Consider the following 25,095-nt stretch of genomic DNA (forward strand, 5'->3'; position numbering starts at 1 on the left):
CTCGACGGCCCGGCGGCGGATGAAGGCCGGGTCGATCCCGCCTCCGTCGTCGACGACCGAGACGACGATGCCGTCCCCCTCCTGCGCGGCGGCGATGCGAATGAGGCCGGCCTCGGGCTTGCCGCCCCGTCGCCGCGTCGCCGCGTCCTCCAACCCGTGGTCGACGGCGTTGCGGACGACGTGCAGCAGTGGCTCGAACAGGTTCTCGACGATCCCCCTATCCGCCTCCGTCTCCTCGCCGGTGACTTCCAGGACCACATCCTTGCCGAGGCCACGCGCGGCTTCGCGCACCGGCCGCGCGAAGCGGCGGAACACCTGCGACAGCGGCGTGAGGCGGAGCGCGACCACGTTTCGGTGCAACGCTGTTGCGAGGCGGCCGATATCGGCATCGGCCGCACGCATCGCCCGGGCGAGGGTGCTGGCCTCCTCGCCCGCCTCGGCCCGGGCCGCGAGGTGGCCGAGGGCGTTGCGGGCCACGACGAGTTCGCCCACGAGAGCCACGAGCGCATCGACCCGGCCGGCATCGACCCGCAGGGTGCGGGCCGCATCCGGGCCGTGGACCTCGATCGCTCCGGGACCTTCCTGGATGACGGCCGGTGACGGTGGAATCCCCTGGCTGGACAGGATCGCCGCGATGGCATCCCGCAGGGCATCGGCACCCCGTTCGCGCGCCTGCTCGCAGCGCTCGGCCTCGCCGATACGCCCGGCGAATCGAAGGGCATTCGCCGCCGCCCGCTCGCAGGATTCCAGACGACCCGCGCCTGTTTCCGCGTCGCGGGTCGCGGCCAGCACCCGAAGCTGTTCCGTGAGGATCGCCGCGACGACGGGATCACTTTCGCCTGCCTCTGCGAACACTTCCGCCGCACCCGCCCCGGCCCGCGTCTCGGCGGGGATGTCCACGACCGTGAGCTGGTCGGCGACGAGCCGCAGGACCGTGTCCAGGTCCGCGCGCGCCGCCTGCGTCAGCAGGGTGATCTCGAGGTTGCAGGTATAGGGATCGATATCGCCGTGGGAGGGCCACGGTGCCGCCGGTTCGACCGAGACCGCGAGCAAGCCGGGGACCTTGCGGACGATCCCAAGGGGATCGTCGCCGCTAAAGAAGCAATCGCCGCGGGGCCGGTAGCGCACGGCGATCAGCGCCACCCCGGCGGCATCGGGTACGGATTCCGCCAGAGCCACCGCCCAATCGGGGAGTGCCGTCGCGTCCGCTTGTCGGGTGACGGGTTCGCCGGACAGGAGGGCGCGGTAGCGGCCGGCGAGGACGCCAGCTTCGGTTTCGGCGGTGGCAGGCAGCCGCTCGGTCGTCTCGACGGCGTCGGCCCAGCGTGACGTCGCGTCGAGGGCTTCCAGCGAAAGGTCGATGAGCGTGGCATCGACCGCCAAGGTCCCGCCCCGCGCCGCCGAGAGCCCGTCCTCGGCGGCATGCAGTAGGGCAAACCACGGCGGGAAGTCGAACAGCCCGACGGACCCCTTCAGGGTGTGAAAAGCGCGGAACACGCGGTTCACCGCCTCTGGATCGCCCGGCGCCGCCTCGAGGGCGAGCAGGTCCTCCGTGGCGGATTGGACGAGCTCGCGCGTTTCGAGGAGGAATTGCTCGAACAGGTCGTTCATGGGCGCCGCCCCGCCAAGGCGCGGGCATGCGCGATCAGCACATCCTCGGGCAGGGGCTTCACGAGGTAGAAGTTCGCGCCCGCTTCCCGCGCCGCCTCCCGGTCATCGTCTCCCGCCTCGGTGCTGGTCATCAGGGCCGGAATGGATCGGATCGGCGGTTCGCGCCCCCTCACCGCACGCAGGAAGCTGAAGCCGTCCATCTTCGGCATGTTCACGTCCACGACAAGAAGGTCATAGGACGCGAGAAGGACGCGCTCCAGGCCCTCGATGCCGTTGAGCGCCTCGTCGACGGCGAAGCCCGCCTTTTCGAGGACGCCGCGATAGTACATCCGCACCAGACTCGCATCGTCGACGACGAGCACGCGCGGGGCGTCGACGGGGCGGAGCGGGGTCTCAGACATGCTCGCCCTCTCGCGGCCGTCGGTAGACGATGGCGTCATCGTAGCGGCAGACCCTGAACAACGGCGAGATCCGGCTCATGCTCTCCGTGTGGCCGAGGCAGACGAAACCGCCCGGGAGGAGGGCATCGAAGAGGTTGTCCGCCGCGATCCGGCGGGAGGCTTCGTCGAAGTAGATGAGGACGTTGCGGCAGAAGACGACGTCGAACCGGCCCTGCAAGGCCATCGTGGTCGCGTCCGTGAGGTTGCACGACGTGAACCGCACGGAGTCGCGCAGGTCCGCCAGGATGCGCCAGGCCGGCCCGAGGCGCGTGTCCTCGCGCCCGAAATAGCGGGCGACGAGGTCCGGCCCCAGGCGCATCAGGGCCCGCTCGCCGTAGAGGCCCTCCTCGGCCGAAGCGAGGGCGCGGGTGTCGATGTCCGAGCCGACGATCTCGATGTCGTAGCTGTCGACCTCGGGCCAATTCTCCAACAGCCACATGGCGACGGAATACGGCTCCTCGCCCGTCGAGCACGGCATCGACCAGATCCGCACGGTCGCACCGGGCGGCTTGCCGGCCACCAGTTCGGGCAGGAGGGCGGTCGTCAGGCAGCGGAGCTGGTGGTCCTCGCGGTAGAAGTAGGTCTCGTTGATGGTGAAGGCGTTGATGAGGGCCTCGACCTCTCCGTCCCGGTCGGCACGCAGCCGGGCGAGGTAGACCGCGAAAGAGCGGGATTCCGTCGCCCGCATGCGCTCGGCCAGGCGCCGGTCGACGAAGTAACGCTTGGCCGGCGTGAACAGCATGCCGGTGCGCCGGTAGAGGAATTCGCAGAAGCGCGCGAAATCGGCGTCTGTGACCGGCGACGGGAGGTCCGACACGCCCTCAGCGTCCCTGGCCGAGGCGGACCAGCACGGTGTCGATGGCCATCGGCAGAAAGGCCTGCGCGGCGAACCGGGTCCGTGCGGCCTCGAGCGCCGGAACCGCCGCCACCGTCCCGACCTCCGCCAGGACCTCGACCGCCGCACCGCACACGTTCGGATGGGTCTCGCCGTCGAGCAATCCCGCGAGCAGTTCGTTCGCGACGTCAGTCGGCTGCGTTCTCACGATCTCGGTCGCGAGCAGCCGAACGTCCGGGTCCGGGTCGGACAGGAGGTCGGGCAGGACCGCGCCGGCGGCTGCAGGCATCGCCTGAAGCGTCTCGATGCAGGCATTGCGCAAACCGGCATCTTCCGAGCGCAGGTGTCCGGCGAGCACGGCGGCGGCGGCGGGATCGGCGATGGCCAGCAACGCCGCGAGAAGAGCGTCGCGGGAACGCAGGTCCCGCTCGGTCGCAAGCGCGCGTCCGAGTTCCTCCGCGCTCCGGCGAGGTGTGGGTTCGGAGGCGGCCGAGGCCATCGTGGGCTTGAGCGGATCGTGGCGGACGAGGGGCATCAGGGCACCATGTCGAGGAGCGCGTCGGCGATGCCGTCGAGGGGGACGACGACCGTGGCGCCGTTTGCCCGGACGAGTTCGCCCGGCATACCCCAGACGACGGCCGTCTCCTCGCTCTCGGCGATGGTGCGGCCACCCTTCGCCCGCATCTCGGTCATCGTCGCCGCTCCGTCACGGCCCATGCCCGTCATGAGGACGCCGACGAGGCGCTGGGGTTCCACGAGGTCGAGGGCGCTCGCCACCAGCCTGTCGACGCTGGGGTGCCAGAGGTAGTCGGCATGGGCCGGCACGGGCTGCACCACCAGCCCGGAGGGACGGCGCGCCAGCATCACGTCGGCGTCGCCCTTGCCGACGTAGACATGGCCCGGCGCCAGCGGCATCGGCCGCGCGGCTTCCTGCACCCGCAAGGCGCACAGGCCATCGAGGCGACGCGCCAGGGGCCCCGTGAAGCTGCCGGGCATGTGCTGGGCGATCACGACGGGCCACGGAAAGTCGGCCGGCAGGCGCGACAGCAGGGCATCGAGGGCAGGGGGGCCGCCCGTGGAGGTCCCGACGAGGACGACGCCCTCGGATGGGTTTGCCGTGCGCTCGGACGACGGCGCGGGACGCGGCGCCCGCGCGAGGGGGCGGGGAGTCCCGACGGGTGCTGCGGCACCTGACCGGGCGCGGATGCGTTCGGCGAGGCGCAGCGTCGGACGCAGGCGCGCCCCGGCGGCGGCACGGACCTTCTGCACGATCAGCGGACCGAGCCGGTCCATCTCCAGGGAGACCGCTCCGCCGGGCTTGGCGACGAAGTCGATGGCCCCGCGCTCCATCGCGTCGAACGTCACCTCGGCGCCGTCGGCGGTCAGGGACGACACCATCACCACGGGCGTCGGCCGGTCGAGCATGATGCGGTCGAGGCAGGCGAGGCCGTCGAGGCCCGGCATGTTGACGTCGAGGGTGATCACGTCGGGGCGGAAGCGGGCGTGCTCGATCAGGGCCTCGTCGCCGTTCCGGGCGAAGGCGATCTCGAAGTCCGGCTGCTGCGCGAACACACCGCCGAGGAGCTTGCGCATCAGCGCCGAGTCGTCGACGATCAGGAGGCGGATCATGCCTCCGGGTCCGAGTCGGCCCTGCGCGCGTTCGTCCGTTTGGTCGCCTCGCGCACCCACCGGTCCGTGCCCGCGAGCAGGGCCGATGCGTCGAGGATGGGCAGGAGGCTGCCGTCCTCCAGGGTCGCGATCCGGTCGACGCCGGTCCCGGCATCGCCGGAAAAATCGGGCGCCTCCCGGATGGTGTCCGCGCGCAGGCGCAGCAGGCGCGAGACGCCGTCGACGAGGAGGCCGGCGACGCTGCCCCCGGATTCGAGCACGACGATGCGCCGCTTGCGATTGACCTCGCCGGGCGGCAGGCCGAAGCGCCGGCGCTGGTCCACCACGGCGAGGACGGTGCCCCGCACGTCGATGGCGCCGACGATGAGATCCGGTGAGCGAGGCAGGCGCGTCATGACGTCCGGCACGCGCAGCACTTCCCGGACCGCGCCGATGGGGAGGCCATAGCTTTCGCCGGCGACATCGAAGACCACGACCTGCTCCATCGTGCCACCCTGCCGGGTGCTCACGGATGCGGTGTCATGGGCGCGTACGGGCGAGGCGGTCACGGTCGTCCCTTCCAGCAGGCAGTCGGCGGACAAAACCGAGACGAGGGTACCGGCGGCGTCGATCCGGCAGATCGCGTCGATGGCCGTCGAGCCGCCCCGGCTCAGGGCCGACGGCACCGGGTCGATGGCGTCCGAAGCGAGCCGCAGGATCGGCCCCAGGGTATCGACGACGAGGCCGGTCTCCGCCGCCCCGAGACGCGCGACGACGATGCGCGCTTCCGCGCCCGGCCGATGCGCGGGAAAACCGAGCAGGGCCGGCAGGCTCAGCAGCGGCAGCACGCCACCGCGCGACGCGACGATGCCCAGGGTGGCGCTGCCGGCGCGCGGCACCGGCACGATGTCGGGCGGCAGGGCGAGCACTTCCGCGACCCGCTCCAGCGGCAGGGCGTAGGATCGCCCGGCGGCGGTGAAGGAGACCAGGGCGACGCGCTCCTCCTCGATCGCCACGGCAACGTCCGGCCGGGCGTCCGTGGAGGTGGCCGCACGCGCACGACGGCGGGGAAACGCTTCGGCGACCAGGGCGGGGAGATCGAGGAGACGTGCCCGCCCCACGTCGCCCGAGGCGGTGAGATACCGGACCTCCGATGCGCCATCCTGCGCAACGGCTTGCGTGCCGCCCGAGAACGAGACGACGCGATCGACCATCAGTCCGAACGCCTCCCCCGCCTCCGCCACGACGACCCGGGTCGGTTCCGTCACGAGGGTGATGTCGGGCCGTACGAGGCGCCGGAGGTCCAGGACCGGCAGGGCGGCGCCACGCAGGTTGGCGAGCCCGGCCAGGGCGGCGGGCGCGCCGGGCACCCGCGTCAGCCTGGGCGGCCTTAAAAGTTCGCGCACGAGGCCCGCATCGAGGGCGACATCGTCCAGGCCCAGGGTGAGGATGAGGTAGCGCCCGTCGTCCGTCCCGTCGGCCTCAGGCATCCGCGACCTGCAATTCGTCGGCGAGGGACGCGATCTCCTCGATGCTCGCCGCGAGATCTTCGGCCCCCTTCGACTGCTGACGCGCCGCGGTCGCCGCCTCGCTGGACGCACGGTCGGCCTGCTCGGCGGCGGCGGCGATCTGCTGCGCGCCCTTCAGCCCCTCCCGGGCCGCGACGACGATGGCCTCCGCACCGGACAGGACGTCGATGTTGCCGGCCTCCAGGCGTCCGACGTCGCCCTGGACGCCCGCCACGGTGGCGACCAGGCCCCGATTGCGCAGGACCTCCGTCTCGGACGCGACGACGACAAGTTCCAGGGCCCGGCGGACAGCCGCGACGCCATCCTGGATGTTTCGTACGGTCTCGCGGATGCGGTCGGCGTTCTCGGCGGCGTCCCGGGCCAGGGCGCGGATGTCGTTCGAGACCACGGCGAAGCCCCGGCCGCTCTCGCCCGCGCGTGCCGCCTCGATGGCGCCGCTGACCGCGAGCATGTTCACCTGCACGGCCACCAGGGCGATGGAGCCGACGATCTTCTCGATGCGGCGATTGCTCACCTCCAAGGCACCGATGCGCGCGAGGCAGGTTTGGGTCCCGTCGAGGGAGCGCTCGACGCCGTCGGCGAGGGAGCCCACCGCCGTGCGCACCTCGCTCAGGATCGTGCCGATGCCGGCGACGCTCTCGCGGGCCGTCGTGGCGTTCGCCCGGAAGACGGCGGCGCCGCGCTCGACCTGCGCCATGGCGGCGCTGGATTGCTGCGCCGCTGCGCTCTGGATGCCGGTTCCACGGCTGATCTGATCGATGGCGGCGAGGATCTCGCCCGCCGCGCCCGACAGCTCCTGCACCGTGGCGGAGAGTTCCTCGGCGGCCGAGGCGACCTCCTCGGCCCGATCTCCGACCGCGTGGCTGCCGGTCAGGTCGTCGGCCAGGCCGGCCAGGGCCTGGGCCGTCATCTGGGCCTGGTCGAGGGATTGCGTCTGCTCGGCCACGGCTTGCTGGGCTTGGCCCGCGGCGGCGGCCTGCTCCTCGGCCGCGGCGGCGATCTGCTCCGCGCCGCGCTGCGCCTCCCGTATAGCCGCCTCGGCCTCGAGGGCGGCGGCCAGGATGGCTTGTGCGTTCTCCGATACCGCGCCGAGTTCCGACCGTGCCGCTTCCAGGCGTTCGGTCACGCGGCCTCCGGCTTCGGCCTCGGCCGTCGCCGTCCGGGCCGCGTCGCGAATGATCTCACCGATGCCTCTGATCTCGGTGCGGATCGCCTCGGCGAGCGTGCGGACCTCGGCCGCGCTCGCCTCGGACGTCTCGGCCAGAGCCCGGACCTCGTCGGCGACGACCGCGAAACCGCGCCCGAGTTCGCCCGCGCGGGCCGCCTCGATGGCGGCATTCAGGGCCAGGAGATTGGTCTGGTCGGAGACGTGCTCCACCGTACCGGTGATCGCGCCGATGCTGGTCGCGCCGCGGTCGAGTTCCTCGATCAGCATGACCGAAGCGGATTGCCGGTGGGAATTGGCCTGGACGGCGGCCACCGATGCGGTGACGTGGACACCGGTTTCCGCCAGCAGCGTCTGGAACGCCGCGGTGGACTGGCGGGAAGCGTCCGCCCGTTCCCGGGCCTCCGATAGCCGTTCGGCGATGCCCGCGATGGCCCCGAGGGATTCCTGCGCGGCCCCGGCGGCTTCCTCGGCGCCGGAGGCGATCTGCTCCATCGAGCGGCGCAGCTCTTCCGCGGCGGCCGAAGCCTCTGTCACGCCGGCCGCGAGTTCCTCCGTCGCGGCGGCGAGACGCTCCGTGGCCTTCTCCCGTCGTGCGCGGGACCGCTCGCGCGATCGTCCGGCGGAGAGGGGCATGGCCGGGGCGGGGCTCGGAGCGCTCACGCCGGCATCGGCGGGCTCTCCCTGCGGCGCGAGCCGCGTCCTCTTTACCAGCGCCATGGACGGGTCACCCGCGCTCGACCGTCCTTCCTGCGGGAGGCAGGGGTGAGGATGGTGCGAAACCAGAGTCCGCGGTTCTAAGCCCGACGGCGCTCCGGTCAAGGATAACCCGCCCGTCCCGCGCGGTTGCATGGGGATGTTGCCGTTTCACCGGCCGGGCGCACACCGCGATCCCTACGGCGTCGCGAGAACGGGAAGCCAGAGCGCGAGGGCGAGGAGCGTCATCAGCAGCACCGGCGGCGTGATGACGAGACCGACCCTCATGTACTGCCCCCACGTGATCGTCTGCCCCTTGGCCGCGAGGACGTGCAGCCACAGCAGGGTGGCGAGGCTGCCGATCGGTGTGAGCTTCGGTCCGAGGTCGCAGCCGATGACGTTGGCGTAGACCATCAGCTCCCGCGTCAGCGGCGACAGGTCGGGCACCTGCTGGATCGCCAGCGCTCCGACCAGCACTCCCGGCATGTTGTTCATGACGGAGGACAGGATGGCGGCGGCGAAGCCCGTTCCCACGGTGGCCGCGATGGAGCCCTGGCCGGAGAGCCAGGCGAGACCCTGCGCCAGGGCATCCGTGAGGCCGGCATTCTTCAGGCCGTAGACCACGAGGTACATGCCGAGGCTGAACAGCACGACCTGCCAGGGCGCTCCCGCCAGGACCCTGCGGACGGAGATCACCGGGCTGCGGCGGGCGAGGGCGAGCAGGCTCAGGGCTCCGGCGCAGGTGATCACCGAGACCGGTACGCCGAACGGCGCCGTGACGAAGTAGGCGGCCAGAAGAACGGCGAGCAGCGGGAGCGCCGCCCTGAACACCGCGGCGTCGCGGATGGCGCTGCGCGGCGGCTCGAGTCGATCCATCGGGTAGGTCGCCGGCAGGTCGCGACGGTAGAACACCCACAGGACCACCAGGGTCGCCGCGAGGGAAACGAGGTTTACCGGCACCATCACGGTGGCGTAGCGGCTGAAGGTGATGGCGAAGAAGTTCGCCGAGACGATGTTGACGAGGTTCGAGATCACCAGGGGCAGGCTGGTGCTGTCGGCCACGAACCCGCAGGCAACGATGAAGGCGAGGGCCGCCGCCGGCTTGAAGTCGAGCCGCAGCAGGATGGCGAGGACGATGGGGGTGAGGAGAAGCGCGGCCCCGTCATTGGCGAAGACCGACGCGATGGCCGACCCGAGGAGGATGACCAGGGGAAACAGGCGGCGGCCGCGCCCGCCACCCCATCGGGCGACATGCAGGGCGGCCCAATGGAAGAACCCGGCCTCGTCGAGGAGGAGCGAGATGACGATAAGGGCGACGAACGTGAAGGTGGCGTCCCAGACGATCCCCCACACCACCGGGATGTCGCCGGGATGGATGACGCCCGTGGCGAGGGCGACGGCCGCCCCGATGAGGGCGCTCCAACCGATCCCGAACCCCCCGGGTTGCCAGATGACCAAGACGAGGGTGACGGTGAAGATGGCGAAGGCGAGCATCGGGACCGTTTTTTGTTCTTAGCGGACCTCACGAAACACCGGACCATCACCAATGCTCATTCTCGAGACGGCGGCGTGGCGGGCGTTTCGCGAAAGACATTCGATCGGGCGTCGGGTCTCAAGCGGTCGCGACACGGTGACCCTGCGCGTCGACGACGGGTTCGCCGTCTTCCTTGACGAAGGCACCCTACTGGGCCGGCAGGAGATCGAGGACCGTCTCGGAAGGCCGGCACAGGCGCGTGCCCTTCGGGGTCACCACGATCGGCCGGTTGAGCAGGATCGGGTACGCGGCGATGGCGTCCAGAAGCTGTTCGTCCGTCACGCCGGGGTCGGCGAGGCCGAGTTCGGCGTAAGGCGTCCCCTTCTGGCGTACGAGGTCGCGAATCGTGACCCCGGCCCGCTCCGCGAGCCGGCGCACCATGAGCCGCGTCGGCGGCGACGTGAGGTAGTCGACGAGGTGCGGCTCGATGCCGGCGTTGCGGATGAGGGCCAGGACGTTGCGGGACGTGCCGCAATCGCGGTTGTGGTAAATCACGACATCAATCGCGCGATCAGGCATGGGCGGTCTCTCCGGCGGGGGTGCAGCAGGCGGACAGGGCGGCGACGGCCGGGGCGCAGACCTCCGGGCGGCCCTGACAGCAATCGCGCATCAGGAACGCGATGAGGCCGGAGAGGGCCGGATAGACGGCGCTGTAGATGATCGACCGGCCCTCGCGCCGGGACTGGATCAGGCCGGCGTGATCGAGTTCCTTGAGGTGGAACGACAGATTCGAGGTCGAGACCTCGACGGCATTGGCCAGCACCCCGGCGGCCAGACCGTCCGGCCCGGCGGTGACGAGGTGGCGCACGATCCGAAGCCGATGTTCCTGGGCCATCGCCGCGAAGGCGGCCAAGGCTTGCCGTTCGTCCATCTCGGCTCCAATATATCAACGTTTCTTGAAATATAGAGGAATGCGACCGCGTGGACAAGCCGAGACAGCCTTTCACCGACGGGATGCCGAACCTGAGCGAGGGCCATTTCGCGGTGCCGACCGCGGATCACCTCGTTCCCGGGGACCGCATCCGGCACGCCCCGCGCTTCCTGATCCTCTACGGCTCGCTGCGGCCGCGATCGTTCAGCCGGTTCCTGGCCTACGAGGCGGCGCGCCTCCTGGAGGCCATGGGTGGCGAGGTCCGGATCTACGACGCCCACGGTCTGCCGCTCCCCGACGACGCGACGGCCGACCATCCCAAGGTCCAAGAGCTGCGCGACCTCTCGGTATGGTCGGAAGGCCATGTCTGGGTGAGCCCCGAACGTCATGGCGCCATGACCGGTGTGATGAAGAGCCAGATCGACTGGCTTCCCCTCTCGGAGGGCTCGGTCCGTCCGACGCAGGGGCGGACCCTGGCCGTCATGCAGGTCTCCGGTGGTTCGCAGTCGTTCAACGCCGTGAACGGCCTGCGCATCCTCGGACGCTGGATGCGGATGATCACCATCCCGAACCAGTCGTCGGTGCCGATGGCCTACAAGGCGTTCGACGAGGCGGGGCGGATGAAGCCGGGTCCGCTCTACGACCGGGTGGTCGATGTCTGCGAGGAACTGTTCAAGTTCACCCTGCTGACCCGCGAGAACGCCGGCTACCTCGTCGATCGCTATTCCGAGCGCAACGAGCGTGAGCCGGAGCGATTGGCGGCCGTGGCGGGCGATATCGGGTTCGTGAAGCGGTAGCCCGACGTGACGGCGCCGCGCGTGCGGGAGGCGATGGTTCGCGCCATTCGGGGGCTCTGTTCGATGTATCGAAGCGCCCGCTGGGGTCTCAGGTCCCGATCGAGCGGACTTGCGGGCACGCGGCGTTCTCGCCGTCGATCCGCAAGCGGATCTCGGCCCGCAGGCCGCGCCCGCCCTCGCCGCTGGCGAGGGTGACCACCGCGCCGAGGTGCTCGGAGAAGGCGCGGACGATGGCGAGCCCGAGGCCGCTGCCCTCCGTGTCGCGGCCGGCATCGAGACGGTGAAACCGTTCGAACACCCGCTCGCGCTCCGCTTCCGGGATGCCCGGGCCGTTATCCGCCACGGTGATGCGGACCTCGGCAGGGTCCGGCTCCTCCACCGACGCGACGGTGACCGCGACCTGACCGCCGGGATCGGTGTAGCGCAGGGCATTGTCGATGAGGTTGCGCAGGATCTCCTCGAGGAGAAACGGCTCGAGGGTGACGGAGGGCTGGCTCAGGGCCTCGAAGGACAGGTCGATGCCGCGCCGGAGCGCGAGGCCGGCGAAATCGGCTGCGGCGTCACGCGCCAAGCCGGCGACATCGATCGTGTCCGGTTTCGGGCGCCGGGCGGCGCCTTCCTCGATGGCCGCCAGCGTCAGAAGCTGGGCGATGAGATGATCGAGGCGATGGACGGCGGCATCGATATCGGCCCGCGAGACGGTCCAGGCGGTGCTCCCGGGGGAGTGGCGGTCGAGGAGGCTGAGATGCGCCTTCAGGATCGCCAGCGGTGTGCGCAGCTGGTGCGACGCATCGGCCGTGAACTCGCGCATCACCGCCAGCGCGTGGTTGAGCTGCCGCAGCAGTTCGTTGAGGGCGCCGACCAGGGGCAGCGCCTCCTGCGGCACGCCCGCGACGGTGAAGGCCGGCACTGCGCCGCGGCCCTCGAACCGGCGCTGCTCGACCTCGCGGCGCAGGCGGTCGAGGGGCGTCAGGCCCATCTGCACGGCGAACCAGACGAGGAGGAGGCCGATGGCGGCGAGCGTCGAGCCCAGGATCGTCAGGGCGGTCAGCATCCGCCGCACCAGCAGGTCGCGGCCATGCGTGGTCTCGGCGACCTGCACAAGGGCGGTGTGGTTGGTGACGTAGATCGGCTTGACCATGAGCCCGATGCGTACGCGCTGGCCGAGAAACACGCCGTCGCGATACGCCAGGGTTTCCGGCGGCGGCAGCGTCGCCGGCAGGCCGAGGTCCTTGTAGCCGGTCACGAAGTCCCCGTCGGCGGTGACGTTGTAGAAGATGCTGTCGCGCTCGGAATTCGAGAGCATGCCGAAGGCCGCCGCCGGCATGTCTACGGTGACGCGGTCGTCCTGGACCGAGAGCCGCTCGACGATGGACAGGATCGAGCCAGCCAGCACCCGGTCGTAGGCCCTGGTCACGAAGGCGTCCACGAACCAAGTGCCGCCGGCCGCGAGCGTCAGGGCGAGGGCGGCCATGGGAATGAGGAGATAGGCGGCGATCCGTAGACGCAGGGAGCGGATGCTCACCGGGTTTCCCCGGGCGGCCCGGGCTCCATGAGGTAGCCGAGCCCGCGCAGGGTCACGATACGCGGGCCGGTCTCGCCGAAGTGCCGGCGCAGGCGCGCAACGTAGACCTCCACGGCGTTGGGCGTGATCTCCTCGTCGTAGCCGAACACCTCCGCCGTCAGGCGCTCCTTGGAGACGACGCGGCCGACCCGGGTGATGAGGGATTCGAGGATCGCCATCTCGCGCTTGCGCAGGGGCAGGACCCGGCCGGCGAGCGTCGCGACCTGGCCCGAGCGGTCGTAGACGAGCTCGGCGCAGGTCAGGATCGGATCGGGCTGGCCGACGCCGCGCCGGACGAGGGCCCGCACCCGCGCCTCGAGTTCGGCCGGATCGAAGGGCTTGGCGAGGTAGTCGTCGGCCCCGAGATCGAGGCCCGTGACCCGGTCGGCCACCGCCGACCGAGCCGTCAGGATCATCACCGGCACCACGAGGCCGGCACGGCGGATGTCGCGCAGGACATCGAACCCGGACCCGTCGGGCAGTCCGAGATCGAGCACCACCAGGGCGTAGGATTCCTGGCGCAGCCAGGGGAGGACCTCCGCGCCCCGCGCCGCATGGTCGACGGCGAAGCCGCTGAGGCGCAGGGCGGCGACGATCCCGCGGGCGAGCGCGGCATCATCCTCCACGATGAGGATCCGCATGGATGGCCCCGATTTCCCCGACGGCCGCGACGCCGGCCATGAATTATGTTTCTCGACGCGGCGGCGGCCGTGTCAGGATGATGCAAGGTCCCGTGGGTACCGTAAGTGTCGACAGGTGTGCAACGAGACACACCATCGCCCGGGAGGATACCATGAACAAGCGGCTCGCATTGTCGCTCGCGCTATCGATACTTGGCTTCGTCGCTCCGGCTCAGGCTCAAACGCCGGTGCCACCCGGTTATCCGGCGGGTTATGCCGAGTTGATCGAGGCCGCGAACAAGGAAGGTGCGCTGTCGATCTATTCGACCGCCGACGCGGCCGAGGTTTCCGAGCTTCTCACCCAGTTCAGGGCTCTCTATCCGAAGCTGAAGGTCGAGTACGCCGATCAGAATTCTACGGAACTCTATAGTCGCTACGTGGCGGAGGCCGCCGCCGGCGCGACGGCCGACCTGATCTGGTCCTCTGCGATGGACCTGCAGATCAAGCTCGTCAACGACGGCTACGCAATGACCTACGCCTCCCCGGAGAAGAGCGCGCTGCCCGAATGGGCGAAGTGGAAGGACCAGGCCTACGGCACCACCGCCGAGCCGATCGTCTTCGCCTACAACAGGCGCCTCGTGCCCGAAGCGGAGGTGCCGCGCAGCCATGCCGACTTTGCCAAGCTCCTGGCGGCGCAGCCGGACGCCCTGAAGGGCAAGGTGACCTCCTACGATCCGGAACGCTCGGGCGTCGGCTTTCTGTACATCACCCAGGACGTACAGATCAGCCCGTCGACGACCTGGGACACGGTCAAGGCGATGGGGAAGGCGAACGCGAAGTTCTATACCTCCACCGGCGCGATGATCGAACGCGTGGTCTCGGGCGAGCACACCCTGGCCTACAACATGATCGGTTCCTACGTCCTCCAGCGCAACCGCAAGGATCCGAACCTCAGCTTCGTCCTGCCGAAGGACTACACCCAGGTGATGTCGCGCATCGCCTTCGTCTCGGCCAAGGCCAAGCACCCGGCCAGTGCCAAGCTGTTCCTCGACTTTATCCTCTCCAAGGCCGGTCAGGTCGAGCTCGCGCGCCACGCCATGACGTCGGTGCGCGACGACCTGCAGGAGACCCACGGGATCAGGAGCCTTCCGGGCGCCACGGAAGTCACCCTGAAGCCGATCCGCGTCGGGCCCGAGCTTCTGGCCTACCTCGACCAGATTACCCGGCTGCGCTTCCTCAAGCAGTGGCAGCGCGCCCTGGCGGCGAACTGAGCGATGCCCCGCGCCTTCCGCATCGCGGTCGTCCTCATCACCGCGCTCCTGATCCTCGGCCCCGTGGGGCTGGTGGTCTACCAGAGCTTCCTCAGCGGGCCGTTCTTCCAGCCCAACAGCACGCTGACGACGCAGGCCTACGAATTCGTCCTCTTCGAGGAGGAGGACTTTCGCGAGGCGTTCGTGAATTCGGCGATTATCGCCGTCGGCATGACCGCCATCGCGGTGCCGCTGGGCTGCATGATGGCCTTCCTGCTGGTGCGCACCGACCTGCCGGGCAAGCGCTTCATCGAGCCCCTCGTGCTGGTGCCGATGTTCGTCTCCTCCGTGGTGCTCGCCTTCGGCTTCGTCGTGGCGCTGGGTCCCGTCGGCCTCGTCAGCCTCTGGGTGAAGAGTTTCACGGGGAGCATCCCCTGGTACCTCTACTCCAAGACCTCGCTGATCCTGATCGCGGGCCTCACGCACGTGCCGCACGTGTTCCTCTACGCGTCCTCGGCGCTGCGCTCGCTCGGCTCGGATGTGGAGGAGGCGGCCCGCTCGGCCGGCGCCGGTCCCTTGCGGGTCGCCATGACGGTGAGCCTGCCGATGATCATGCCGAGCATCCTCTACGCCTCGGTGCTGGTGTTCTTCCTCGGCTTCGAGCTGTTCGGCCTGCCCCTGGTGCTGGGCGACCCCGAGCGCATCCTCGTGCTGGCGACCTACCTCTACAAGCTCACGAACAAGCTCGGCACCCCGTCCTACGACCTGATGGCGGTGGTGGTGGTGTCGATCATCTTCGTGACGCTGCCCCTGGTCTACACCCAGCGCAAACTGCTCGCCGCCGCCAGCCGCTACGTCGCGGTGAAGGGTAAGGCGAGCGCACAGCGCCCGCTCGCCATCGGCGCCTGGCGCTGGCCGGCCCTCGGGTTGATCGTGGCTTGGCTCGGCGTCACCGTGGTGATTCCCGTCACCGCCCTCGTGCTGCGCTCGTTCCTCGCCTCCTGGGGCGAAGGCGTCGGCATCTGGGAGAACCTGACGACGGCGCATTTCCGCGAACTGATGGACTACCCCAACCTCGTGCGGGGCATCGTCAACACCCTACTCATCGCCACCGTCGGCGGCGCGCTGTCGGTCGGCTTCTACGCCCTCGTCAACCTCGCCCTGCACCGCTGGCGCTCGCGCTGGACGGCGGTCCTCGACTACCTCGTGCTGGTGCCGCGCGCCATGCCGGGGCTGATCGCCGGCCTCGCGATGTTCTGGCTGTTCCTGTTCACGCCGGTCCTGCAGCCCTTCCGCCAGACCCTGTTCAGCCTGTGGCTCGCCTACACGCTGGTCTGGCTCGCCTACGGCATGCGCCTCGTCAGCGCCTCCCTGTTGCAGATCGGCCCCGAACTGGAGGAGGCGGGCCGGGTCTCCGGCGCGCGTCCCGCCCAGGTCAGCCGCGACATCACCCTGCCGCTGATCAAGGCCGGTCTGATCGGCTCCTGGGTGCTGATTTTCGTGACCTTCGTGCGCGAGTACTCCACCGGCGTCTACCTCCTCAGCCCCGGCACGGAGGTCATCGGCTCGCTCCTGGTTTCCCTCTGGGGCACCGGCGCCGTCGACCTCGTCACCGCCCTGTCCACCGTCAACCTCGCCCTGATCCTCGTCGGCCTCGGCCTGATGTTCGCACTCGGGAACAAGCGTCATGCCTAAGCTCGTCATCGAAGACCTTCATCTCCGTTACGGCTCCGTCGAGGTCCTCAAGGGCATCGATGCCCGCTTCGAGGAAGGCTCCGTGGTCTGCCTCCTCGGGCGATCGGGCAGCGGCAAGACCACGCTCCTGCGCTCGATCGCCGGCCTCGAGGAGCCGTCCCACGGGGCGATCCGCATCGACGGCCGCGCGGTCTTCGACGCGGGCGCGAAGGTCAACTTGCCGCCGGAGCGGCGCGACCTCGGCTTCGTGTTCCAGTCCTACGCCCTGTGGCCCCACCGCACCGTGTTCGAGAATGTCGCCTACGGCCTGCGCCTGCGCGGCACCGACAAGGCCGGCATTGGCACCAAGGTGCAGGCGGCCCTCGACGGCGTCGGACTCGGGGCCCTGGGCGAGCGTTATCCGTCCCAGCTCTCCGGCGGGCAGCAGCAGCGCGTCGCCATCGCCCGGGCCCTCGTCTACGAGCCGCCGGTGATCCTCCTCGACGAGCCGCTCTCGAACCTCGACGCCAAGCTGCGCGAAGAGGCCCGGATCTGGATTCGCGCCCTGATCAAGCGGCTCGGCATCACGGCGGTGTTTGTTACCCACGATCAGAGCGAGGCGCTGGCCATCGCCGACCAGATCGTGCTCCTCGACGGCGGCCGCCTGATCCAGTCCGGCACGCCGGAGGAGCTCTACGAGCGCCCCGCCACCCTGTTCGCCTCCGAGTTCATGGGCACCAACAACACCCTGAGCGTCGCCGTGGCGGAGCGCCGAGCCGGGCGTGCCCGGGTGACCCTCGGCCAGCACAGTCTCTGGGGCACGGACCGGGCCGAGAGCGGCACGGCCAAGGGCGACGCCAAGGGAGTGATCCGGATCGAGGCCGTGCGCCTCGTCGACGGGGCGGGCGAGAACCGGGTGCCGGTCGAGTACGAGACCTCGATCTACCTCGGCAATCAGTTCGAGCACCTGTTCCGCTGCGGCGGTCAGAGCCTGCGCGTCCTCTCGCAGCAGCGGGTGGGGCCCGGCACGCACTGGGTGGAATGCCCGCCGGACAAGCTCTGGGTGTTCTGAACGGCCGGACGCCGCGTCGACCGCGCGCGGCGTCCCACCCGGTCACGGCCATCGACGGGCCAGACGAAGCCAGGAACGATCCGCCGGCCCACGCCGCGTGGAAACCCTCCCCCGTGGATCCCTTCCAAGACAATCGGCCACGGGAACCATTGTGATAAACTTGTGCTACGGCGGGCAAATTCAACTTTTGTCGGCAGACTATTGTTGATATTTGCACAAATGGATGACTAATTTGTTCGTAGTCATGACAAATCACAAAATTCTACGCGATTTGATTTTAGTAGAAAGCTAGATTCGGACGCTGTGCTGCCAGTCATCATGTAAAAGAACGTTTTTATTTAAATAATAAAAAATCTCGGGGGAGATAGGCGTGGGAAAAATCAACAAAACATTCCTAGTATCCGTAACGGTTATTGCCGGAACGTCTGCCGCCGGCGCGGCGGACCTGCCAGCCAAGGCTGCTGCACCGATCGAATTCGTTCGGGTCTGTAACACCTACGGTGCCGGCTTTTTCTACATTCCAGGCACCGACACCTGCATCCGGCTCTCGGGCCGGGCGCGCTTCGAAGTCGGGTACCAGACCTCCTACAGCCGCACGTCGAGCGGCACCTCGACCCCGGGCGATCTCACCGGCTATCGCGGCCTCGCCCGCATCAATGTCGACGCCCGCACGCAGACCAGCTACGGCACCCTGCGGGCCTTCCTGCGGGTCGAAGCCGCGAGCCGCACCGGCATCCCGACGATCCGTTCGGGCACGACGGAGCGGATCGGCAACGCCTTCGCGGCGACGGGACAGGACCAGGCCGGTCGCGTGCAGCAATACTTCAACACCGACAAGGCCTTCATTCAGTTCGCCGGGTTCACGGCCGGGCGCGCGTCCTCGTTCTTCGATTTCTATGCCCACGACTTCGAGATCATCGCATCGTCAATGAGCTCGGACGTGAACTCCACCAATCTCGCCGCCTACACCGCGAAGCTCGGTACGGCGGGACTCACCGCGACGGTGTCGATGGAGGATCCGAGTTTCCGGCGGACCCCGCTCTTCACGGCCGCCAACGCGCCGGGCACCTCCCTGGCCGCCAGCCCGGTCTTCATCGGCTTCTCGGCCAACGGCACCCCCACGGGGGTCGGCTACATCGACGTCGTCCAGCGCAACCGCCTGCCAGACTTCGTCGGCGTCCTGCGCTACGATTCGAGCTGGGGCTCGGCGCAGCTCTCGGCGGCCGTGCACGAACTCAACTACGCCAACCCGATCGCGGGCGTCTTCACGGGAACAAACCTCGGCAGCGCCGTCACGGCGACGAACAGTGTCGCGGCGCCAAGCCTCGCCACGGCCTATGGCTGGGCCGTCCAGGGCGGCGTGAAGATCAACATGCCGTTCATCGCGGACGGCGACACGCTTTACCTGCAAGCCTCCTACGGCGAGGGCGCCGGGATGTATACCGGGTTCTCGTCCTATACCGGTTCCTACATCGGCAACACGTCGTCGATCCAGGGTTCGGCCTTCAATCAGTACTTCAACGATGCCGTTCTCAACCCGTTCACGAACCGGCTCGAACTCTCGACGACGTTCACGGCCGTGGCGTCGTACCTGCACTATTGGACGCCCGAGCTGCGTTCGGCCGCCTTCGGATCCTATGGAGAGCTGAACTTCGCCAATGGTGCCCGCGCCCGACAGGGCGCCTATTACGGCATCACGGGCACCGGACCGGGGGTTCCCGGAACGCGCTTCTACGAAGTCAGCCAAGTCCTCCGGGACAATTACCGCTTCGTGGTCGGCGCAAGCCTGATCTGGTCCCCCGTCCGCGACCTCGATATCGGTGTTGAGTCGATCTACACCCGGTACGGCGTCACGTCCGGCCGCGTGCTCGACCTCAGCCGTTTCCCGGCGCAGAACGCGGCCTTCGTCAACAACCTGGCCAATACGATCCGGACGAAGACCGCCGAAGACACGGTCCAGGTCAGAGCCCGCGTCCAGCGCGATTTCTGAGGTCGGCGCACGGTCTTGCCCGGCACCATCGGTTCGGTCCACCCGCTGCATCGGCACCATCACGCGCCCGGCTTCGGCCGCGGCGCGTGATGGTCTTTCGCCGGGAGATGAAGCCGACGAGGAGAGTCGATCAACTGATCTAAGAGGTTGTTAAATCGCCCATCGCACAACAATGTACGATTTCGTAGCGAGTGACTGCGTTGACGCATGCGAGACCGACGATGGCGGCACAGGATGACGCTCCAAAGCGGGTCTACCGCGCCATCACCCGGCACAGCGATGGTCGCATCATACATGTGCGCGTCATCCAGGCGACGAGCGACGCGGAAGCGATCCGGATCGTGATCGAAAGGGGCTCCGACATCCGTACCGATCTCTGGGATGAGAATGGCCTCGTTCAGCGCTTCGGGCAACCCAACAACTAGGCAGCAATCGCAGGTTCCCGTGCAGGCGCACCAACCGCAACGACTCGCGACGTCTACCGGTCGGCCTCTGGTCACATTAAATTTTGGTCTCTGTTGCGGGATTGTTGCTGCGTTGCGCGCAGGGATGCTGTGAAACTGCAGACGCTGCGGCCCGCAGCCCGATCATCCGTTGGGCCTCAGCGGTAACCCGCCCGGAGCAATCCGAGGCGGGTTTTTCGGTCCAGGACTACGGATGGGCGTAAGCGATCGTGCTGGGGCGTTCGTGCTCGTTCTGCCGCGCGGGAGGCTGCCGATTTCGCCCCCTGCCCGGCGGCGCTGCCTCCGATGAGTCGGTGCCCGCCGTAGTTTATCCTGCGAGATGGGCGCCCCGGGCCGAGGTCTTCGGAATGGCGTAGGGCGGGCGAACACGTGCGATGTCGATGGGAGATCGAAATTGATACGAAGGGCGACGGGTTTAACGCTTGTTTCAGATCATGCCGGTGAGATGCACTGATCTGCAAGATCGCTGTCAGTACGCGCCGGGAAAGCTCATGTCTCTGTTTCGGTCGAGCCTTCGCGCTCTCACGGATGCGATCAACCGCTCGCGCGGCTGCCTCGATCTCGATCTCGACGGCACGATCCGCAATGCCAACGGCAACTTTCTCTCCCTCGTCGGCTACACCCGTGAGGAACTGATCGGAAAGGCGCACAGCGTTCTGACACCGGCAGCCGAGCGCGACAGCGTCAAGAGCAAGGCGTTCTGGGCGGATCTTCGGGCGGGCAAACCCCAGACGCGGGAATTCAAGCGCTTGACCAAGGACGGCCGGGAAATCTGGATCCTTGCCTCGTACAATCCCGTCCTCGGACGCGGTGACAAGCCCGTCCGGATCGTCGTGTTCGCCTCCGACATCACGGCGCAGAAGACGCGCAGCATCGACACCAACGGTCAGGTCGCCGCGCTGCACCGCTCGCAGGCCGTGATCGCCTTCTCTCCGGACGGCACCATCCTCGAGGCCAACGGCAACTTTCTCGCCGCACTCGGCTACGAACTCGGCGAGATCCAAGGTCGCAAGCACAGCCTGTTCGTCCATCCCGACGAGCGGGAAGCCCCCGCCTACAAGGCGTTCTGGCAGGCCCTCGGACAGGGCGAATATCAGGCCGGCGAGTACTGCCGCATCGCCAAGGGCGGTCGCGAGATCTTCATCCAGGCGACCTACAACCCGATCCGGGACGATGATGGACGCTTGGTCAAGGTGGTGAAGTTCGCCACCGACGTGACGGCGCAGGTGCATGAGCGTCGCCAGCGCGCCGAGAAGGCGCGGGCCATCAGCATCGACCTCAACGCGATCAGCGATGCCGTCCATGGCGTGACCCAGCAGACGGTGGCCGCCGCCGGCACGGTACATCAGGTCTCGGGCGACATCCAGACCGTTGCCTCGGGTGCCGAAGAGTTGTCCGCGTCCGTCTCTGAGATCAGCCAGCAGGTGCAGCACGCTTCGCAGATCGCCGGTCAGGCCGTTCAACAGGCGCAGCAGACCGGCACGATCGTGTCGGGCTTGAGCGAACAGGCCATGCGCATCGGCGAAGTGGTCGCCCTGATCCAGGCGATCGCGAGCCAGACCAATCTTCTCGCGTTGAACGCCACCATCGAGGCGGCGCGCGCCGGAGAAGCCGGCCGTGGCTTCGCGGTCGTGGCGCAGGAGGTCAAGCAGCTCGCCGAGCAGACAACCAAGGCGACGGAACAGATCCGCCAGCAGATCGGCGCGACGCAGGGGGCCACGCAGCAGGCCGTGGACGCCATCGGGGCGATTCAGGGCACCATCCGCACCCTCGATGAGGTCGCGACCGCGATCGCCTCGGCGGTCGAGGAGCAGTCGGCGGTGACGCAGGAAATGTCGGCCTCGATGCAGACGGCGTCGCGGGGCGCGAACAGCCTCGCGGGCAGCATGGAAGCCATCGCTCACGCCGCCGAGCAGGTCGATCGGTCGACCGCCAAGGTGCGTCAAGCGTCGGCGGCGGCCTGAACCTCCGGGGCATCCGCCGTCGCGTGACGGATGCCAGTCCGGCCGCCCGCATCGCGGCGGCCGGACACCGACATCAGGGCGTGGCTTCCCGACGCGCCGCATCGATCAGGCGATCGCCGTCCTCCCGGAGCAGCAGCCGGTCCGACACGAGGCCGTCGACGGATTTCGTCACGGCCGCGACATAGGCGTCCGAATCCGCGTAGCGCTCCTCGATGGAGGGACGCGGATCCCCGGCCGCCTCGCGTTCGGTCCGGGTGCGCGCGAAGGGAAGCTGGCTGCCCTCCCGGTCGCACAAGGCACCGGCGGGGAACGGATCGGCATACAGATTCCACCCGGTGAAGGTCGCGCGCGGCGCCGCCACGGCGGGCAGGCGGATACCGGCCGCATCGTTTCCGTCCGCGTCGACCCGTGGCACCAGCGGCCGGTATTGTGGCCCGCTCTCGGGCCGCGGATCGACGTAGGTGTCGAACCGCGCGATGGCGTTCGGCGCCGTTGGAACCGGTACACCCACGAGGAATGGGAAGCCGATGGCGGCGGCCTCCACCAGGGTGCCGTCCGACAGGCGGGGAACCTTGCTGTCCGGCGGCAGCGTGCCCGAAATCACCCACTCTTCCAGGGCGACGAGGAGCGCCCGCACGGCCGGCGCCGGGTTCAGAATGCTGCGCGGGTTGGCGCACGGCCCCTTGGTCGATGTCAGGCCGGCCCTTCCATAATGGAAGCCACTGGAGATCAGGAAGGCGCGCGCCGTCTCCGGCAGCGGCAGGTCGGTGCGGCCGAGGGAGTCGGTGGTGAGCAGCGAGGCGCCCTTCTGCCAATACTCGGTGCCGGTGTTCACCTCGATCAACAGGGGATCGAAACCGTCGTCGCGCAGGAGCGCGCCCGTCCGCCCCGTGACAGCGTCGTGCCGATGGGCGGCGGAGAATGGGAAGGCGTTCTCCGGGTAGAAGTGGTCCTCGTGCTGCGTGTTGGTGCGCGAGGGCTGGCCGAACCGTGCATTGAGGAAGACGCCGCCGACGCCCGCGATGTGAGACAGCACCCCGTCGAAGACCCGGCGGCCGGTTTCGTCGCGGTTAAAGCCCTGGTGGATGAAGTCGCGCAGGTAACGCCCGCTCTGCGAGATGCCGAGGGCGACGGCGTGTCTGATCGTACCGCCGGCCGGGTTGGCCCCGCCGGCCGCCTCGCCGCGCAGGTAAGCCACCACGTCGCGGGTGGCGGCAAAGCCGATGCCGAGCACCTTCGGTTCCGTCGCCTGGTAGGTGAACTGATAGATCGATCCCGGCAGCGGCTTGGTGCCCTTGGGCAGGAGCTCGAGTTCGCGGGGCGTCGCATAGTGCCAGGCCTCGGACGGTACGGGGCGGGGCGGATCGCTCTCCCGACGGCGGACCGTCAGCTGCGCGTGCGCCTTGTCCGCGCTGGCCGTCTTGAAGGTGAGGAAGAACGGAGCCTCGGCCGGCCCGCGCGTCGCGCTGACGAGCTCGTCGCGGACCGTCTCGACGATGGGTTTGCCGTTGAGCGTCGCCACCGGAACATCGATGGCCATGCCGCCCTGCTGGCGCAGCGCGTCGGCCTCCCAGCCGGACCAGACGAGGGTATCGCCTCGGCGCAGAACCAAGCCGGTCCCGGCATCGGCGACCGTGCGGGGATCGTTCACGGCTTGCGCCGCCTGGGGCGGCGCATCGAGCACCCAGTTGAACAGGAACTTGCGACCGCGGTTCAGAACTTCGAACAACAGCGTCCCGCTGCCGCGGGCGGGATCCTTGGGTCGCAGGATGAACAGGTCGGTTCTGTATTCGACCATGCCCCGGGCGTTTCGCGTGGCGAGGGCGATATCGACGATCCCGGCATTGGCGGGATCCGCCGGATCGAGTTCGCCCCGGGCCGTCCCGGTGAGGCGCTCGTAGGCGCCGGCGGCACCGAATTCCGCACCGTCGGCGAAGGGTTCGATCGTGGCGATGTCGATGCCGACGATGCGGGCGTGTGCTGGTGCGATGCAAAGCGCGCAGCCAAGCGTGGCGGCGATGGCGCGGCCAATCGGCATGGTTCCCCCTGATGTCCGGCTCGACGATGGCCGGTCCCTTCAGCAACCACGGCTGAGCCCCCGCGTCGAGGGCCCTGTCCAGGGGAGATCGGGTTTCCGGCCCGCCGTCCGCTGCAATCGGCGTTTCGAGCGCAAACGTCTCGACCGGTGCGGGAATCTTCTTCGGATGCGCGCTGTTCGAGGTGCCGTCGAACAGGGTAATCGATGGACTTCCCGCGCCTGCCCGATCGCCCGGCGAGGTTGCCGATGATCGGCACCCGGCGCAGGGCCGCCATGGTCAGCCTGTCGGCAAGATTCGGGACGCCGAATCTTCGTCTGCAGACGATCCGAGGGCGATGGTCATCAGGGGGCCTCCGAAGGCGGCTGCCGGATTTGGGAGGCACGGTAGGCCTCGAACCAGCCCAGGCCCTCGCGGGTGCCGCCGGCAGGGTTGTACTCGCAACCGACGAAGCCGTCGTAGCCGAGGCTGTCGAGCTCGGCGAAGAGGCGGGCATCGTTCATCTCGCCGGTGCCGGGTTCGTGGCGGCCCGGCACGCTCGCGGTCTGCACATGCCCGACCATCGGCATCAGCGCCCGCAGGCGCATGGTCACGTCCCCGTGCAGGATCTGACAATGGTAGAGGTCGAACTGCAGTTTCAGGTTCGGCAGGCCGAGATCCCGGATCAGGCGAGCGGCGACATCGAAATCGTTCAGGAAATAACCCGGCATGTTGCGGGCGTTGATCGGCTCCAACACGAGGTCGAGGGCCTCGCGCGCCAGCCGCTCGGCGGTCCAGGCGACGGCGCGGCGATAGGCGGCCTGCGCCTGCGAATCGTCGGCCGGCGCCACCCCGGCCATCAGGTGGAGCCGCGCGACGCCCGTGGCCTTCGCGTAGCGGAGGCCCGTCTCGACGCCCGCCCTCAGCTCCTCGAACCGGTCGGGCAGGGCCGCGAGGCCGCGCTCGCCCGCCGCCCAGTCGCCAGGCGGCAGGTTGAACAGCGCCTGGGTGAGCCCGAACGTCCGCAGCCGCTCGGCAATGGCTCCCGGGGGATGCTCGTAGGGAAACAGAAACTCGACGGCCGTGAACCCGGCCTCAGCGGCGGCTTCGAATCGCTCGAGGAACGGCCGCTCGGTGAACATCAGGGTCAGGTTGGCGGCAAAGCGCGGCATGTTTCACAAACTCCGTCAGGCCCCGGCGGGCCGGGTGATGCCGGCGACCCGGATGTCCAGGCGTGCCAGGGTGGCGGCGGCGTGGCCCATGCCGGCACGGGACGCCACCGAACCGTGTGGAGAGTGGCGGCCGCCGCCACCGGATCGTCCGCGCCCGCGCCCCATACGGTACGATCCCGAGATTCATCGCGAAGATGCCGACGGCGTACCCGGGGCTGTGCCCG

General features: G+C 68.9%; 21 protein-coding genes and 1 pseudogene. 7 read left to right on the plus strand and 15 right to left on the minus strand.

The genetic code is table 11. The annotated features are described in order from the left end of the window. The 10 genes and pseudogenes from MFF01_RS21130 to MFF01_RS21175 all read right to left on the minus strand — a co-directional run. Positions 1-1,611: Hpt domain-containing protein (locus MFF01_RS21130; RefSeq protein ID WP_238228360.1), on the minus strand; the 1,611-nt coding region annotated here is incomplete at its 3' end. Beyond that, the gene (locus MFF01_RS21135) at positions 1,608-2,012 is read right to left on the minus strand and encodes a response regulator (protein ID WP_238228361.1); all 405 of its coding nucleotides are present in this window, start codon (positions 2,010-2,012) and stop codon (positions 1,608-1,610) included. The genes MFF01_RS21130 and MFF01_RS21135, both read right to left, overlap by 4 nt. After that, the gene (locus MFF01_RS21140) at positions 2,005-2,868 is read right to left on the minus strand and encodes a CheR family methyltransferase (RefSeq protein WP_283207219.1); all 864 of its coding nucleotides are present in this window, start codon (positions 2,866-2,868) and stop codon (positions 2,005-2,007) included. Before MFF01_RS21140 ends, MFF01_RS21135 begins: the two co-directional genes overlap by 8 nt. A 4-nt stretch (positions 2,869-2,872) precedes the next feature. Then, entirely contained in the window at positions 2,873-3,421 is a 549-nt protein-coding gene (locus MFF01_RS21145; RefSeq protein WP_238228362.1) for a HEAT repeat domain-containing protein, read from the minus strand. Further along, positions 3,421-4,515: a chemotaxis-specific protein-glutamate methyltransferase CheB gene (gene cheB, locus MFF01_RS21150; protein WP_238228363.1), complete on the minus strand. Its 1,095-nt coding sequence runs from the start codon at positions 4,513-4,515 to the stop codon at positions 3,421-3,423. Before cheB ends, MFF01_RS21145 begins: the two co-directional genes overlap by 1 nt. Beyond that, positions 4,512-5,984 (minus strand): chemotaxis protein CheW, encoded by a 1,473-nt coding sequence (locus tag MFF01_RS21155; protein ID WP_238228364.1) that lies wholly within the window; start codon positions 5,982-5,984, stop codon positions 4,512-4,514. The genes cheB and MFF01_RS21155 overlap by 4 nt, the downstream gene beginning before the upstream one ends. Then, complete coding sequence (locus MFF01_RS21160) at positions 5,977-7,908, minus strand: methyl-accepting chemotaxis protein (RefSeq protein ID WP_238228365.1); 1,932 nt, start codon at positions 7,906-7,908, stop codon at positions 5,977-5,979. Before MFF01_RS21160 ends, MFF01_RS21155 begins: the two co-directional genes overlap by 8 nt. A 174-nt stretch (positions 7,909-8,082) precedes the next feature. Beyond that, positions 8,083-9,378 (minus strand): arsenic transporter, encoded by a 1,296-nt coding sequence (locus MFF01_RS21165; RefSeq protein WP_238228366.1) that lies wholly within the window; start codon positions 9,376-9,378, stop codon positions 8,083-8,085. Between the two features lie 118 nt (positions 9,379-9,496). Then, positions 9,497-9,922 (minus strand): annotated as a pseudogene (gene arsC, locus MFF01_RS21170) (arsenate reductase (glutaredoxin)). A 7-nt stretch (positions 9,923-9,929) separates the two neighbouring features. Then, positions 9,930-10,289 carry an ArsR/SmtB family transcription factor gene (locus MFF01_RS21175; RefSeq protein WP_238228367.1) on the minus strand — a complete coding sequence of 120 codons (360 nt, stop codon included), beginning with the start codon at positions 10,287-10,289 and terminating at the stop codon, positions 9,930-9,932. A 50-nt stretch (positions 10,290-10,339) separates the two neighbouring features. Here MFF01_RS21175 and arsH point away from each other — a divergent pair, with 50 nt between their 5' ends. Then, a complete protein-coding gene (gene arsH, locus MFF01_RS21180; RefSeq protein ID WP_283207220.1) occupies positions 10,340-11,086 on the plus strand; it encodes an arsenical resistance protein ArsH in 747 nt (248 codons plus the stop codon). A gap of 88 nt (positions 11,087-11,174) precedes the next feature. Here arsH and MFF01_RS21185 read toward each other — a convergent pair whose 3' ends face one another. Together MFF01_RS21185 and MFF01_RS21190 are read right to left on the minus strand one after the other, a co-directional pair. Further along, complete coding sequence (locus MFF01_RS21185; protein WP_238228368.1) at positions 11,175-12,611, minus strand: sensor histidine kinase; 1,437 nt, start codon at positions 12,609-12,611, stop codon at positions 11,175-11,177. Then, positions 12,608-13,291: a response regulator gene (locus MFF01_RS21190; protein ID WP_238228369.1), complete on the minus strand. Its 684-nt coding sequence runs from the start codon at positions 13,289-13,291 to the stop codon at positions 12,608-12,610. The genes MFF01_RS21185 and MFF01_RS21190 overlap by 4 nt, the downstream gene beginning before the upstream one ends. Positions 13,292-13,443: 152 nt before the next feature. Between MFF01_RS21190 and MFF01_RS21195 the strand changes: the two genes are divergently transcribed. The 6 genes from MFF01_RS21195 (at position 13,444) to MFF01_RS21220 (ending at position 21,684) form a co-directional block, all read left to right on the plus strand. Continuing rightward, positions 13,444-14,541, plus strand: coding sequence for an ABC transporter substrate-binding protein (locus MFF01_RS21195; RefSeq protein WP_238228370.1), 1,098 nt, complete (start codon positions 13,444-13,446; stop codon positions 14,539-14,541). A 3-nt stretch (positions 14,542-14,544) separates the two neighbouring features. After that, complete coding sequence (locus MFF01_RS21200; protein WP_238228371.1) at positions 14,545-16,215, plus strand: ABC transporter permease; 1,671 nt, start codon at positions 14,545-14,547, stop codon at positions 16,213-16,215. Further along, a complete protein-coding gene (locus MFF01_RS21205; RefSeq protein WP_238228373.1) occupies positions 16,208-17,266 on the plus strand; it encodes an ABC transporter ATP-binding protein in 1,059 nt (352 codons plus the stop codon). Before MFF01_RS21200 ends, MFF01_RS21205 begins: the two co-directional genes overlap by 8 nt. A 370-nt stretch (positions 17,267-17,636) precedes the next feature. Continuing rightward, a complete protein-coding gene (locus MFF01_RS21210; RefSeq protein ID WP_238228375.1) occupies positions 17,637-19,256 on the plus strand; it encodes a porin in 1,620 nt (539 codons plus the stop codon). Positions 19,257-19,477: 221 nt separating this feature from the next. After that, positions 19,478-19,681 (plus strand): hypothetical protein, encoded by a 204-nt coding sequence (locus MFF01_RS21215; protein ID WP_238228377.1) that lies wholly within the window; start codon positions 19,478-19,480, stop codon positions 19,679-19,681. A 530-nt stretch (positions 19,682-20,211) separates the two neighbouring features. Continuing rightward, entirely contained in the window at positions 20,212-21,684 is a 1,473-nt protein-coding gene (locus tag MFF01_RS21220; RefSeq protein ID WP_238228379.1) for a methyl-accepting chemotaxis protein, read from the plus strand. 73 nt (positions 21,685-21,757) lie between these two features. Here the strand turns inward: MFF01_RS21220 and MFF01_RS21225 are convergent, their stop codons facing one another. From MFF01_RS21225 to MFF01_RS21235, 3 genes are all read right to left on the minus strand, one after another. After that, positions 21,758-23,722 carry an alpha/beta hydrolase domain-containing protein gene (locus tag MFF01_RS21225; RefSeq protein WP_238228381.1) on the minus strand — a complete coding sequence of 655 codons (1,965 nt, stop codon included), beginning with the start codon at positions 23,720-23,722 and terminating at the stop codon, positions 21,758-21,760. A gap of 342 nt (positions 23,723-24,064) precedes the next feature. Next, entirely contained in the window at positions 24,065-24,871 is an 807-nt protein-coding gene (gene otnI / locus MFF01_RS21230) for a 2-oxo-tetronate isomerase (RefSeq protein ID WP_238228382.1), read from the minus strand. A 15-nt stretch (positions 24,872-24,886) separates the two neighbouring features. Further along, complete coding sequence (locus tag MFF01_RS21235; RefSeq protein WP_238228383.1) at positions 24,887-25,036, minus strand: hypothetical protein; 150 nt, start codon at positions 25,034-25,036, stop codon at positions 24,887-24,889. Positions 25,037-25,095 lie beyond the last annotated feature (59 nt).

This window comes from Methylobacterium adhaesivum, assembly GCF_022179065.1.
Lineage (GTDB): Bacteria > Pseudomonadota > Alphaproteobacteria > Rhizobiales > Beijerinckiaceae > Methylobacterium > Methylobacterium adhaesivum.

Bases quoted from the DNA above. Each gene is read 5' to 3' on its own strand.
- MFF01_RS21135 (WP_238228361.1), bottom strand. From the start codon at position 2,012: ATGTCTGAGACCCCGCTCCGCCCCGTCGACGCCCCGCGCGTGCTCGTC.
- MFF01_RS21145 (WP_238228362.1), bottom strand. From the start codon at position 3,421: ATGCCCCTCGTCCGCCACGATCCGCTCAAGCCCACGATGGCCTCGGCC.
- cheB (WP_238228363.1), bottom strand. From the start codon at position 4,515: ATGATCCGCCTCCTGATCGTCGACGACTCGGCGCTGATGCGCAAGCTC.
- MFF01_RS21155 (WP_238228364.1), bottom strand. From the start codon at position 5,984: ATGCCTGAGGCCGACGGGACGGACGACGGGCGCTACCTCATCCTCACC.
- MFF01_RS21160 (WP_238228365.1), bottom strand. From the start codon at position 7,908: ATGGCGCTGGTAAAGAGGACGCGGCTCGCGCCGCAGGGAGAGCCCGCC.
- MFF01_RS21165 (WP_238228366.1), bottom strand. From the start codon at position 9,378: ATGCTCGCCTTCGCCATCTTCACCGTCACCCTCGTCTTGGTCATCTGG.
- MFF01_RS21175 (WP_238228367.1), bottom strand. From the start codon at position 10,289: ATGGACGAACGGCAAGCCTTGGCCGCCTTCGCGGCGATGGCCCAGGAA.
- MFF01_RS21190 (WP_238228369.1), bottom strand. From the start codon at position 13,291: ATGCGGATCCTCATCGTGGAGGATGATGCCGCGCTCGCCCGCGGGATC.
- MFF01_RS21195 (WP_238228370.1), top strand. From the start codon at position 13,444: ATGAACAAGCGGCTCGCATTGTCGCTCGCGCTATCGATACTTGGCTTC.
- MFF01_RS21200 (WP_238228371.1), top strand. From the start codon at position 14,545: ATGCCCCGCGCCTTCCGCATCGCGGTCGTCCTCATCACCGCGCTCCTG.
- MFF01_RS21205 (WP_238228373.1), top strand. From the start codon at position 16,208: ATGCCTAAGCTCGTCATCGAAGACCTTCATCTCCGTTACGGCTCCGTC.
- MFF01_RS21215 (WP_238228377.1), top strand. From the start codon at position 19,478: ATGGCGGCACAGGATGACGCTCCAAAGCGGGTCTACCGCGCCATCACC.
- MFF01_RS21220 (WP_238228379.1), top strand. From the start codon at position 20,212: ATGTCTCTGTTTCGGTCGAGCCTTCGCGCTCTCACGGATGCGATCAAC.
- MFF01_RS21225 (WP_238228381.1), bottom strand. From the start codon at position 23,722: ATGCCGATTGGCCGCGCCATCGCCGCCACGCTTGGCTGCGCGCTTTGC.
- otnI (WP_238228382.1), bottom strand. From the start codon at position 24,871: ATGCCGCGCTTTGCCGCCAACCTGACCCTGATGTTCACCGAGCGGCCG.
- MFF01_RS21235 (WP_238228383.1), bottom strand. From the start codon at position 25,036: ATGGGGCGCGGGCGCGGACGATCCGGTGGCGGCGGCCGCCACTCTCCA.